Origin of the sequence: Bradyrhizobium barranii subsp. apii (assembly GCF_011516635.5) — a bacterium.
GTDB lineage: Bacteria > Pseudomonadota > Alphaproteobacteria > Rhizobiales > Xanthobacteraceae > Bradyrhizobium > Bradyrhizobium barranii.
Genome location: NZ_CP096255.1, coordinates 3036488 through 3048573, shown reverse-complemented (window position 1 = coordinate 3048573; position 12086 = coordinate 3036488). Strand labels below are relative to the sequence as shown.

The 12086-nt window shown below is 63.1% G+C and carries 11 protein-coding genes; 4 read left to right on the top strand and 7 right to left on the bottom strand.

All coding sequences use genetic code 11. The features are described 5' to 3' along the window. Window positions 1-64: 64 nt before the first annotated feature. Window positions 65-688 carry a response regulator transcription factor gene (locus HAP41_RS14505; RefSeq protein ID WP_135216474.1) on the bottom strand — a complete coding sequence of 208 codons (624 nt, stop codon included), beginning with the start codon at window positions 686-688 and terminating at the stop codon, window positions 65-67. 221 nt (window positions 689-909) lie between these two features. On the opposite strand from HAP41_RS14505, the gene HAP41_RS14500 reads away from it, so the two are divergent. Further along, window positions 910-1593 carry a helix-turn-helix domain-containing protein gene (locus HAP41_RS14500; RefSeq protein ID WP_166100662.1) on the top strand — a complete coding sequence of 228 codons (684 nt, stop codon included), beginning with the start codon at window positions 910-912 and terminating at the stop codon, window positions 1591-1593. Between the two features lie 195 nt (window positions 1594-1788). Here HAP41_RS14500 and HAP41_RS14495 read toward each other — a convergent pair whose 3' ends face one another. The 6 genes from HAP41_RS14495 to HAP41_RS14470 all read right to left on the bottom strand — a co-directional run bounded on the left by HAP41_RS14495 (window position 1789) and on the right by HAP41_RS14470 (window position 8274). Continuing rightward, the gene (locus tag HAP41_RS14495) at window positions 1789-2232 is read right to left on the bottom strand and encodes a potassium channel family protein (RefSeq protein WP_038935413.1); all 444 of its coding nucleotides are present in this window, start codon (window positions 2230-2232) and stop codon (window positions 1789-1791) included. A 40-nt stretch (window positions 2233-2272) separates the two neighbouring features. Further along, on the bottom strand, window positions 2273-3385 hold the full coding sequence (locus tag HAP41_RS14490; protein ID WP_166100665.1) for an acetate kinase: 1113 nt from the start codon (window positions 3383-3385) through the stop codon (window positions 2273-2275). Between the two features lie 170 nt (window positions 3386-3555). Continuing rightward, the gene (locus HAP41_RS14485) at window positions 3556-4644 is read right to left on the bottom strand and encodes an AI-2E family transporter (protein WP_063981849.1); all 1089 of its coding nucleotides are present in this window, start codon (window positions 4642-4644) and stop codon (window positions 3556-3558) included. Between the two features lie 250 nt (window positions 4645-4894). Then, on the bottom strand, window positions 4895-5767 hold the full coding sequence (locus tag HAP41_RS14480) for an ABC transporter permease (protein WP_166100671.1): 873 nt from the start codon (window positions 5765-5767) through the stop codon (window positions 4895-4897). Next, window positions 5764-6705, bottom strand: coding sequence for an ABC transporter permease (locus HAP41_RS14475; RefSeq protein ID WP_028149199.1), 942 nt, complete (start codon window positions 6703-6705; stop codon window positions 5764-5766). Before HAP41_RS14475 ends, HAP41_RS14480 begins: the two co-directional genes overlap by 4 nt. A 57-nt stretch (window positions 6706-6762) precedes the next feature. Then, window positions 6763-8274 (bottom strand): ABC transporter substrate-binding protein, encoded by a 1512-nt coding sequence (locus HAP41_RS14470; protein WP_166100676.1) that lies wholly within the window; start codon window positions 8272-8274, stop codon window positions 6763-6765. Window positions 8275-8495: 221 nt separating this feature from the next. Between HAP41_RS14470 and HAP41_RS14465 the strand changes: the two genes are divergently transcribed. From HAP41_RS14465 to ggt, 3 genes are read left to right on the top strand one after another with little or no spacing between them, the layout of a single operon-like run. Then, the gene (locus HAP41_RS14465) at window positions 8496-9704 is read left to right on the top strand and encodes an ROK family transcriptional regulator (RefSeq protein WP_175618129.1); all 1209 of its coding nucleotides are present in this window, start codon (window positions 8496-8498) and stop codon (window positions 9702-9704) included. After that, window positions 9701-10477 carry a glucosamine-6-phosphate deaminase gene (nagB, locus tag HAP41_RS14460; RefSeq protein ID WP_166100679.1) on the top strand — a complete coding sequence of 259 codons (777 nt, stop codon included), beginning with the start codon at window positions 9701-9703 and terminating at the stop codon, window positions 10475-10477. Before HAP41_RS14465 ends, nagB begins: the two co-directional genes overlap by 4 nt. A gap of 20 nt (window positions 10478-10497) precedes the next feature. Beyond that, entirely contained in the window at window positions 10498-12069 is a 1572-nt protein-coding gene (gene ggt, locus HAP41_RS14455; RefSeq protein ID WP_224580840.1) for a gamma-glutamyltransferase, read from the top strand. Window positions 12070-12086: the final 17 nt, after the last annotated feature.

The window sequence follows — 12086 nt, the reverse complement described above, 5'->3', positions numbered from 1 at the left end:
ACGAATTTCATATTGTCTCTTGGGGAAGTCACACCGCGGGAACTGTGCCGTGACGACAAATCAGCTAATCGTCGCTCGTATCGAGCATTCCAAGCCGTTCCGCGATCGAAACGAGCTCCGCCAGCGAACGAACCTGCATCTTCTCCATCACCTGGTGACGGTGCGCCTTCACGGTGCGCTCGGTGGTTCCAAGCTCATGCGCGATCTGCTTGTTGATCCTGCCGCGGACGATGAGATCGAACACCTGACGCTCGCGATGCGTCAATGCGGCGAGGTGAATGCGGAAGGTCTCGAGCCTTCCGCGATGCGCCTGCGCGGTGTGCTGGCGCACCAGCGCGCGCTCAATCGCAGCGATCAACTGCTCGGAGGATACCGGCTTGGTCAGGAAATCCTCCGCGCCGGCCTTGATGGCCTGCACCGTGGTTGGCGTGTCGGCGTGTCCGGTCAGGAATATGATTGGCAGCGTCGAGCCCGACGCGACCAAGCGGGTCTGCAAGTCGGGGCCGCTCAGCCCCGGTATCCACACGTCGAGCAGGATGCATCCCGGCTGCGCGTCATCAGGCGCCGCATCCAGTAAATCCTGCGCCGATGCGTAGGTCGCAACATCGTAGCCAGCGAGCTTCAACCGGCGCGCGATCGCCGTCCGGAAGGAATCGTCGTCGTCCACCACGTGAACAAGGCCGGGCACGCATCACCTCTTGCTGAATTCCGACAGCTTCTCAATCCGCGCAACAACCTCCCAACAGGCGTCCACGCTGTCCCTTGGTACAATGAACCTTGGGACAATGGATGAGAATGCCGCCTTAGTCGTAAATCAACTTCGACGGGAGTGGGACGGCGCGGCGCATTCCCAGCGGCGAGACTTTTCGTCTGACAGACCAATTCGGCGATGAGCTGAGGAGTTGGCCTATGTTCGTTCGCATTACAGCGGATTCGACGCCGCGTCCCAACTCCCTTCGTGACCTCGGCATGACCAGCGATTCAAATGCGCTCGTCAGTTTAAGCCAATTTACCTATAAAAAGGGCAGCGAAATCTACGGGGAGAGAGAGCCCGCCGAATATGTCTATCAGGTGACGTCCGGTGCGGTGCGAAGCTACAAGCTGCTGTCGGACGGCCGCAGGCAGATTGGCGCCTTTCACCTCGCCGGCGACATTTTTGGCCTGGAGAACGGCAACGAGCACCGCTTCACCACGGAAGCGATCGTCGACACAACGGTGCGCCTGGTCAGACGGCAAAGCCTCGAAATGGTGGCCGAAAGCGATGCGATGGTCGCCAGAAACCTCCTCAGCATGACCACGAACAACCTCCAGCATGCGGAGGACCACATGCTGCTGCTGGGACGCAAGACCTCGCTGGAGCGGGTCGCGGCGTTCCTGCTCGAGATGGACGGGCGGTTGACGGCGTCCGGCGTCATGGCGCTGCCGATGTCGCGGCGCGATATCGCCGATTACCTCGGCCTGACGCTGGAGACGGTATCCCGCGCGCTGTCACGGCTCCATGAGCTCGGCGCCCTCGGCTTCGTCGGCAACACCCAGCGTCAGATCGTGCTGCTGGATCGGCACCAGCTTGCAAGCCTCGACCTGCAGCCTTGAGCGGGCCGACACCCGCGAATGGCACAAACTGCACATCACACCGGTACCGTCCGATGCTAGCCTCTTCCGATGTGGAACGAGACCGCATTTCGGATCGTAGTCGTTTTGTTCGGGACGCTGCCGGTGGCGTTCACGGCCATGATCCTTTTCCTGGGGTGAGCCCGGCTCTGACCGAAGCCGCCATCGGTATCAGGATCATTTAAGGCCAGGCGCCTGGGTTACGCCGAGGTGCTCGAGAGTCTTGCGCAAGACCTCGAACAGGATGGCGGCCGACCAGCCGAACAGCAGGACACCGTTCATAGCCGTCAACGGGCCGATGAGGCGCCATTCGCGCACCGGCGTGATATCGCCGTAGCCGAGCGTGGTATAGTTGACGAAGGCGAAATAGAGCACATCACTGCCCGGTGCTGCGGCCTGAACGACTTCATACATCAGAGCCCACACCAGCACCTCCAGCGTATGTGCGACCTGCAACACCACGGCTGTCGCGACCATGACACCCATCAGGTGCACTCTTGGTCTCCTGGTTTGCCGCAAGCCCGCGCCGCGGGCGATCCCGACGGCGACGATGGTCACCAGCGCATGGATTCCGATATTGATCACGCTGACCAGCGTACCGACGAGGAATTGAAGAAGCATCGCGCGCCGCCAATCCTTTTCAGCTTTCCGGGAAGCTGCCTCAACGTGGCGACGGCCCGTTCAACAAGAGCGCCAACGTGTGCCGCGCGATGGTCAATTCATCGTCGGACGGGAGCACATAGAGAGGGATACGACTATCGCGGCGCGAGATCAGCCGTGCGTTATGGGCGTTGGCCTTCGCACCCAGTATAGCACCGAGCCAGCTCAACCTTTCGGCGATGCGCGCGCGGATCGCGGTCGAGCCTTGGCCGATCGCGCCGGTGAAAACAAAGGCGTCAAGCCCCTCCAGCGCGGCCGCGAGCAGGCCGGCGTTGAGGCCGGCGCAGTAGGCGAGGTGCTCGACGGCCTGTTCTGCTCGCAGAAAACGAGCCGCCGCACCGTCGTCACCCGGATTGGTGAACAGAAATGCGTCGCCGGGATCGATTTCACCTGCGGAATGGTCCGACGGCGATGCGCCAAAGGCATAGAATCCATTCGTGCTTTCGACGCTGCGGCCTTCCTTCAGCGCGCACATCGAGCTCGTGTCGTCGAGGCACGCAACGATCACGCGGCGCGCGGCAATCTCGGGGGCCTCAAGCGTCAGAGCTCGTGCGATCGACTCGTAGCAAAGACCGTGAGCCCCGTAACGCCTTACGTCACCTGCGCAGAGTTGATGCGCAATAGGATAGCTGCCGTTCTCCACGACCTTGCCAAGATGGAATGCAGTATCGAAGCAGGCGACTTGCGGTAGCGCCGGATGATTGGCCTGCATGATACGGATTGGCGCAAGATTATACGGTTGAAGCAGCGGCGCGAGTGCAATCAGCCGCTCCAGACGCGCCATCACGACATCATCGATCAGGGCCGGTCGGGCGTCATCCGGTCCTCCCTGAGCGACGCGATGTCCCACGGCCAGCGGCTGGATTCCCAATTCGTCCCGCAGCCAGCTATCGACAACCGCGCATGCCGCCGGGATGTCATCGACGTCGTCGTTCTGATAGGTGCGGTGCGCCAACGGATCGCCGTTCGCTCTGCTCGCCCTGAGGCGCGGATGGCGGCCGAGCCCATCAAGCCGTCCCTTGATTTGCCGTTCCAGCCTCCCCTCGCCTCGTACGGAGAAGAGCTGGAAGTTCACGCTTCCTGCATTCGCATCGATGGCAAGGATCGCATCCATGGCGGTCAGTCGACAGCCGTCATCGCCGGGGACGTTTGCCCGAATGCGCAATCCCGCTGCGACGTTTGATGGGCCATCGACATGCCTGAGGTCAGATCTGCCTACGCCCAATCAGGGCGCATCGGGAGTCGAGAGGATTGACTTAGGTCAAAGGTGATGCGTGCGGAGATTCAGGTCTCTTCCGGCCTTTTCGGCGCAGCGGCGCGGTCGTTCCGGATCCAGGCCGCCGCGAGTTCCCAGGCGACCGACAGGATGATCGGCCCGATGAAGAGGCCGATGATTCCGTGCGCGAGCGTTCCGCCGATCACCCCGATCAGGATCACGATCGTCGGCGTGGTCAGGCCGCGCCCCATGACGATGGGTTTCAGGATGTTGTCGAGGATGCCGACGGCGCCGAGGAAGACGGTCAGGAGCACCGCGGTGGTCACGTCCTTGTCCATCCAGATCCAGACGACCACGGGGAAGAGAACGAGGAAGGGGCCGATCTGCACGATCGACAGCAACAGGACGAGGAATGCCAGCAGGCCGGCACTCGGGGCGCCTGCGAGCTTGAAGCCGATGCCGGCCAACAGCGACTGCACGATTGCGACACCGATGATGCCCTGCGACACCGCGCGGATGGTCGCGCCGGCGAGCTCCAGAAAATGCTCGCTCTGCTCCGGTACGACCCGGAACAGGAAGCCGCGCACCGCGTCGACGAGCTGCGGACCGTAGGGAAAGAGGAAGCCGGCGACGAATACCGACAGCAGGAACTGGAGCGTGCCGACACCGGCATCACCGGCGAGCGACAGCATGATCCCGGCAAGCGGTTTCAGATACGGCATCACCTCGCTCAGCGCCGCGCGAATATTGCTGTTGGCCTGCGTCCAGAGATCGTAGAGCTGGGTGCCGATCAGCGGCCAGCTCTTGATCTGTTCGGGCGCCTCCGTAAGCGTGAGATCGCCGCTGCTGATCTGGCCCGCGAGATCCTTGATCCCGTCGACTGCGCTCATGCCGAGCCAGGCCGCAGGACCAATGACGATGCCCAGCGTAACCAGCGTGAGAATGGACGCGGCGGTGCGCGGGCGGCCCCCGAGGCGCTTGGCAAGCCAGCCGAAGACTGGATAGAACGCCACCGCGAGCACCGCACTCCAGGCCAGGATTGGCACGAAGGGGCGGATGATGAGGAAAGTCCACAGGATCAGCAGCGCCAGCAATCCGAGCCGGATCACGAGCTGGATGACTCCGTCGATAGACCGATGCTGGCGAAGAGTGTTCAAGGCCTGTGTCCGGGCAGCGCTCCTGCTGGAAGCCTAGCGGCCCCTATCCCACGGCGGGCTTGATACAGATCAATGGCGCGCCAAATGCTCGCGCCAATACACGCTAGTCTACGACGGGCACGTCATCGACCTGTGTCATCGGATCTGCGCGCTGCAGCGCTCGGACAAGACAGGCTTTGCTCTGCCGCCTGAAATCAAACAGCCCTAGGCCACGCCGCGGAGTCTTCAGCGGAACAGGCTCGTCTTCCATCTAGTGCCTGGGATTGAGGGCATCATTCAGGCCGTCACCCATCAGGTTGAAGCCGATGACGAGCGCAATGATCGCGAGCCCGGGCCAGAAGGCCATCCATGGCGCCTCGCCGAGAAATTGCCTGGCAACGTCAAGCATGGCGCCCCATGAGGGGGCCGGAGGAAGCTGGCCAAGCCCCAGAAAGGCCAGGCTCGCCTCGGCGAGAACTGCGATCGCCATGGTCAGCGTCGCCTGCACAATCGTCGGCGCAAGCACGTTCGGCAGCACCTGTCCGGTCAGGATGGCGAGATGGCCGAGGCCCTGGGACCGGGCCGCGGCGATGTAATCCTCGGTGCAGACAACCAGCGTCTCGGCACGCGCGACACGAACGAACACCGGCACGGCGGAAATGCCGATGGCAATCATCGCATTTTGCAGGCTGGGGCCCAGGAACGCGGCGAGCGCAATCGCCAGCACCAGAAAGGGGCAAGCGAGCAGCGCATCGGCGAAGCGCGAGATCACCATGTCGGTGAGGCCGCCGAAATAGCCGGCCATGAGACCAAACGGAAGGCCGATCAGCACCGCGACCGTCACGGAGACGATGCCGGCGGCAAGCGAGGCTTGCGTGCCGAAGATCACGCGCGACAGCACGTCCCGACCGAGATCGTCGGTGCCGAACCAATGTGCCGCACTGGGTGCCGCGCGAATCGCCATCCAGTCCGGCGAGTTTGGATCGTACGGCGCAATCCACGAGGCAAACACCGCCAGCACGACGAAGAACAGGATGATCGTGGCCCCGATGACGGCGGATGGTTCGCGCAACAGGCGACGAATCTCCGAAGGAGCGGCGGCGCGTGCCTGACTTGCGACCGGCACCGTCTCAATCGAGCTCATGATCTGAGCCTCGGATTGAGCAGCACATACGCCACGTCGGCAATCAGGCTCATCAGGAGGAATACGGCTGCTGTGCAGAGCACGACCGCCTGAACCACGGCATAATCGCGGCTGAACACGCCGTCGACGACCATCTTGCCGAACCCCGGGATGGAAAAGACCTGCTCCGTCAACACCGCGCCGGCCAGCAATTCGCCAAATTGCAGTGTGCCCAGCGTGACCACGGGGATCAGCGCGTTCGGCAGCGCATGACGCAGCACGATGGTGCTTTCGCGGACACCCTTCGCGCGGGCGGTGCGCACGTAATCCTGCTTCATCGCCTCGATCATCGCGCCGCGGACATGGCGCATCATGATCGCAGCGGTGCCGGTGCCGAGCACCAAAGCGGGCATCAGCATCGAAAGCAGGTTGCCTCCCACGCTCTCGGACGGCGGAACGAAACCTCCGGCCGGAAGCCAGCCGAGATTCACCGAGAACAGAAGGATCAGCATGATCCCCAGCCAGAAATGCGGGATCGACAGTCCGGCAAGCCCGAACAGACTGGCGCCGTAGTCGAAGGGCGTCCCGCGCCCCAGCGCCGCGAAGATCCCGATCGGCAACCCGACGAGCAGCGCGACCAGCATCGACAGCATCGCGAGCTCAGCGGTCACCGGCAATTTTTCCGCCAGCATGGTGCCGATCGGCAATCGGGTGCGTACCGACGTACCGAAGTCACCGTGCACCAGGGCTTTCAGCCAGACGGCGTATTGCACCGGGATCGGATCATTGAAGCGATACTTCTGCCGAAGATATTCAACGACTTCGGGATTACGCTCTTCTCCGGCGAGCGCCAGCGCAGGATCGCCGGGCAGCAGTTTCTGCAGACCGAACACCATCATCGACACCAGCAACAGGGTCGGCAGCAGGACGGCAAGCCGGCGCAGAAGCAAGCTCTTCATCGGGGCAGACTGGTCCTCACCAGGGCGAGCGCATCGGCGGGCGCGAAGCGTTGCGCATCAATTCACAGGCCTGACACCGACCAGACGCAACAGACCGTCCGGCACCATGACGATGCCGCCGACCGATTTGCGGGCCGCAAAGAACCAGTTCGGGTGATGGAGGGGAATCGACGAGAGCGCCGTCAGGTAAATGTCCGTCGCTTTGGCGTAGAGTGCCTTGCGCTTGGCTTCGTCGGCCTCGCCCCGGGCCTGGTTCAGGATCGCATCGAGATCCTTATTGCAGTACTTGTTGACGTTCTGGGAGCCCGCGCAACTGAAAAAGGCGACCAGCGTCGGGTCCGGGTCAGCGCGGCCGCTCCAGTTGCCGATATAGGCTTCGAAATTGCCGTTCATGTAGCGCTCGATGGCAGTGGTCGTTTCCATGGGCAGCAGCTTGACGTCGAAACCGGCCTCGCCCGCCATCGACTGTATGATCTGTGCGACCCGGGAATCGCCGGCCGTATTCTCGTACTGGATCTCGACCGGCACGCGAGTCATTCCGGCGGCGGCAATCATGGCCTTTGCCTTGGCAACATCGCGAGCCGGCGCCTTGCGCGCGCTATCGTAGAACGGAGATGACGGCGGGATCATCTGGTTATCCGCCAGGAACTCGCCGTTGAAGGCGACGCGGTTGATGACATTGCGATCGATCGCCAGCTCAAAGGCCTGACGCAGCGTCGCGTTCTTGCCGAGTGGCGTATCGGCCTTCGCGCCCGCGCCGACATTGAACATCAGATGCGAGACGGCAAGTCCCTGGCCGGAATGCAGGGCGAGGTTGGGATCGTCGCGTACGGTCTTGAGATCGGTCGGCGCGATACGCTCCGCGAGATCGAGATCGCCCGCCCGGACGCGTGACAATCGCACGGTCGAGTCGGGAACGTAGTAGTAGACGACCTCGTCATAGCCGACCCGTGCAGCGTCCCAGTAGCCGGGATATTTCTTGACCCGAATGAGGTCGCGCGACTTGCGCTCGGCAAATTGATACGGACCGGCACAGACCGGCGCGGCTGCAAATTCCCCGGCTTTCTCCGTGGCGGCCTTGGGCGAGACCATCATGCCGGCACGATCGCTGAGATTGGCAAGCAGCGGCACGAACGGCTCCGACAGGTTGAACTTCACCTTGTCCGCGGCAAGCGCTTCGACGCTCGCGACCGGCGCCAGCTCGGCCTTGCGCTTGGAATCCGGCATGGACTTCATGCGCTCGATATTGAACTTGACTGCCGCTGCATCGAACGCGGTGCCATCGTGGAACGTGACGTTCTGGCGTAGCGTAAAGGTGATCGACTTGCCGTCCGCGGACCACTCCCATGCCTCCGCCAGCTGCGGCACGATCTTGAGGTCGGGGGAGATATCGACAAGCTTGTCGCACAGCGCCGCAAACACGAAGCGACCGGAGTAAGTGCCGCTGAGTGCCGGGTCGAGCGCATCGGGATCGTCCTGAATGCCGACCCGCAATGTCGCGGCACTCGCCGAGACCAGGCCCGATGCGATCATCAGAATTGCCGCCAACGCCGTGCCCGTCCGCTTCATACGGAATTCCTTTCGTCGCACGCCTATCCCAAGCCTTCCAAGGCTCTGCTGTTGAAGGTCAAGACAAGCACGACTGAACCTATTTGTAAATGTCCCGAACAAATCATGGAACTAAATCACAATACATCGCTTTCGAGAGCGCAAAATCCTCGCACTGCACCCCTTGACGACAGATCAAGCGAAGTATTAGTTCGGTATGTTGACTAATTGGATTGAGGCCCATGCCAGACGCCCCCTCGTCGCCCGTTGCGCGACAGCAATCCGTGCGCCTTGTGGTTGAGCGCCTGCTGCGCGATCGCTCGGTATCGCGCGCCGAAATCGCCCGCAGCACGGGCCTGTCCAAGCAGACCATCTCCGAAGTGATGCGTGATCTCGAGCGCGACGGCTGGGTCCATGAGGACGGTCAAATTCAGGGCAGCGTGGGGAGAAGCGCCGTCACCTATGCGCTCCGGCCGGATGCCGCCTTCGTGCTGGGTATCGACCTTGGCGGCACGAAACTGCACGTCGCACTTGCCGATCTGCACGGTGAGATCGTCGCCGAGAGCATCGAACCGACATCCTGCGACGGCGGCGCTGCCGTGGTCGCACAGATCGATCGCATGAAGGATGCCCTGCTTCAGCGTGCGTCCGTATCGGCGCAACGTTTGCGCGGCGGCGTGATGGGAAGTCCGGGAATGGTCGACCCAGCGTCGGGCAGCATCGTCATCGCGCCCAATATCCCCGGACTGGATAGCCTGGACGTGAGGGCCGCGCTGCGCGAACGGCTCGGAATCGACGTCGCCATCGAAAATGACGTCAATCTCGCCGCAATCGGGGAGCATTGGCGCGGCAACAGCCGCAAGGCGCGCAGTTTCGCCTTCATCGCAGTCGGCACCGGCATTGGCATGGGCATCTTTTCTACCGGCTATCTCGTGCGCGGCGCACGCGGGGCGGCCGGCGAGATAGCCTACCTGCCGCTTGGGGGCGATCCCTACGATGCGCGCGGTCTTCGGTTCGGCACCCTGGAAACCGCGATCGGCAGCGCCGGCATTGTCGAACGCTACATCGGGCTCGGCGGCGCGCCCGGCAGTACCGTGCGCGATGTCTTCGATCGGCTCGCGGTCGAGGAGGCGGCACGAGTGACGATCGACGAAGTCAGCCGGATCCTCACGACCGCGATCCTGGCGGTGCACAGCATCCTCGATTCGGAAATCATCATCATGGGCGGCAGCATCGGCGCGCGGCCCGAGTTGAAGGTCCGGATCGATGAACATCTGGGACGCTGCATGCGCGAGCCTGTTCGTATCGAGCTCAGCGCGCTCGGCAATCGCGCCACGCTGATCGGCGCGATCGGCAGCGCGATCGACCTTGTGCATCGCTCGCTGTTTGGCATCGGCAAGGATGCGGGCCCGCTGGCTCTTCCTTTCACGGCAGCAGATGTCGCGGCATGAAGGAGCAGGCGCCGAGAATCGAAGTTGTCGGCAATGCCGCCGCCGTCGCGGAACGCGCAGCTACGCTCGTCATCGCGCGGCTGCACGATCGACGGCCGATTACCCTCGGTCTTGCGACCGGAGCGACAATGGCGCCGCTCTATGCCCGCCTTGTCGCCGCGACCCGCGCCGGCCTCATCTCATTCCGAACGGTGTCGAGTTTCAACCTCGATGAATATGTGGGCGTCGCCCCCCAATCGCCCGGAAGCTTCCATGCCTATATGCAGCAGCATTTGTTTGGGCATGTGGATATGGAAGCCGGTCGGGCAAGGATCCCCGATGGCACGGCCGACGACGTCGCCGCCGAGGCCGCGCGCTATGAGGCGCAGATTGCGGCTGCCGGGGGCATCGACCTGCTGCTCCTCGGCATCGGCGCCAACGGCCATATCGGCTTCAATGAGCCAGGTTCGGATTTCGCCTCACGTACCCGCGAGGTCAGACTCGATGAAGCAACCCGCATCGCGAATGCCATCAATTTTCCCGATCCGGCGTCGGTTCCCGAACGTGCGATCACAATGGGCATAGCAACAATCCTGGAGGCTCGGAGCATCCTCCTTATCGCCAAGGGGCCGGAGAAAGCAGCCGCAGTCGCATCCGCGATCGAGGGTCCGATCGCAGCAGCATGTCCTGCCTCGGCACTCCGCCTGCACGGCAACGTCGATATCCTTTGCGATGAACCGGCTGCCGCAGCCCTCGCCACGCGGCCTCACAACAACAATCGGAGAAGGGCATGAGCTGGGGACAGCGCGATTTCATGGTGCCGGGGCGCTCGCTGGCGGTGGGCGACCGGGGCATGGCCGCGACCTCTCATCCGGCTGTCACGCTCGCTGCGGTCGAGATCCTGCGCAGTGGCGGCAATGCAGTCGATGCCGCCATTGCCGCGATCGCCCTCCAGGGTGTCATTGATCCGCATATGACCGGCATCGGCGGCGACTGTTTTGCGATCTATGCTCCCGCCTCCGGCAAACCCGTCGCAGTCAACGGCTCGGGCCGAGCGCCGGCGACGGCTGAACTCGGCTGGTTTCGGCAACGCGGGCTGGCGTCGATCCCGGACGATTCACCCCATGCAGTGGCAGTTCCGGGGGCGGTCGATGCCTGGTGCCGCCTCTCTGGCGACTATGGTTCAAAAGGCCTGGACGAGGTTCTGGCGCCGGCGATCCGCGCGGCCGAGACCGGCTTTGTGGTGACGCCCCGCGCCGCGCTGGATTGGGCACGCTACGCCGATCGCATCGAACGACATCGGACCGGCGTACCGGTCTATCTGCCCGGTGGCGCTGCGCCCGCCGTCGGTAGCAAGCTCAATCATCCCGCACTCGGCGCGACGCTGCGCCGGATCGCACGCGAGGGGCGCGCCGCGTTTTACGAAGGTGCCGTCGCCGAAGAAATCGTCGCGACATTGAAGGCGCTGGGCGGAATGATGCAGCTTGAAGATCTCGCAAGTGCCCGATCGGAGTACGTCGAGCCGATCAGCGCCGACTACCGCGATCATCAAATCCTGCAATGTCCGCCCAACGGACAGGGCGTCGCGGCGCTGCTGATCGCCCGCATCCTTGCCGGCTTCGACATGGCCAATCCGGCGCTCGGCGAGGCGGATCGCATTCACCTCCTTGCCGAGGCAACCAAGGCGGCCTACCGGCAGCGCGACGCGCTGGTCGCCGATCCGGAATTCCGTCCGCTCGATGTCGGCTCGCTCCTCTCGGAGGCGTCAGTCGCAGCATTGCGCTCCTCCATCGACCGGAAGCGTGCCAGCGCATCAGCGGATTTTGACATGCCTGTTCATCGTGACACGGCTTACGTTGCAGTCGCCGACCGCGACGGCAACATGGTATCTTTCATCAATTCGCTTTTCTTCGCGTTCGGCAGCGGCATCTACGCCCCTCGCGCGGGCGTGCTATTGCAGAACCGAGGTTCGGGATTCTCCCTTCTCGAAGGACATCCCAATGCGATTGCGCCGCGAAAACGTCCTTTTCACACCATCATTCCGGGTTTGCTGGCGAAGCACGGCAAGCCGATCATGGCCTTTGGCGTGATGGGTGGACAATACCAGGCGGCGGGACATGTACAGATCCTGAGCGGCGTGCTCGACCGTGGGCTCGACATTCAGCAGTCCTCGGATGCGCCGCGCAGCTTTGCGTTTGATGGCACGCTGAGCCTCGAACCCACGATTCCCGGCTCCGTCGCCGACGAATTGATTGCGCGCAGTCATCGCGTGATCTGGGCGGACGAACCGCTCGGAGGTTGTCAGGCCGTGCACGTCGATCTTTCCAGGGGCGTCTTTCTCGGCGCGTCGGACCATCGCAAGGACGGCATTGCACTGGCGGCGTGACCAGGATGAGAAAGACG

Excerpts from the sequence above, each read along its gene's own strand:
- HAP41_RS14500 (WP_166100662.1), top strand. The coding sequence starts at position 910 with ATGTTCGTTCGCATTACAGCGGATTCGACGCCGCGTCCCAACTCCCTT.
- HAP41_RS14495 (WP_038935413.1), bottom strand. The coding sequence starts at position 2,232 with ATGCTTCTTCAATTCCTCGTCGGTACGCTGGTCAGCGTGATCAATATC.
- HAP41_RS14490 (WP_166100665.1), bottom strand. The coding sequence starts at position 3,385 with ATGGATGCGATCCTTGCCATCGATGCGAATGCAGGAAGCGTGAACTTC.
- HAP41_RS14480 (WP_166100671.1), bottom strand. The coding sequence starts at position 5,767 with ATGAGCTCGATTGAGACGGTGCCGGTCGCAAGTCAGGCACGCGCCGCC.
- HAP41_RS14475 (WP_028149199.1), bottom strand. The coding sequence starts at position 6,705 with ATGAAGAGCTTGCTTCTGCGCCGGCTTGCCGTCCTGCTGCCGACCCTG.
- HAP41_RS14470 (WP_166100676.1), bottom strand. The coding sequence starts at position 8,274 with ATGAAGCGGACGGGCACGGCGTTGGCGGCAATTCTGATGATCGCATCG.
- HAP41_RS14465 (WP_175618129.1), top strand. The coding sequence starts at position 8,496 with ATGCCAGACGCCCCCTCGTCGCCCGTTGCGCGACAGCAATCCGTGCGC.
- nagB (WP_166100679.1), top strand. The coding sequence starts at position 9,701 with ATGAAGGAGCAGGCGCCGAGAATCGAAGTTGTCGGCAATGCCGCCGCC.
- ggt (WP_224580840.1), top strand. The coding sequence starts at position 10,498 with ATGGTGCCGGGGCGCTCGCTGGCGGTGGGCGACCGGGGCATGGCCGCG.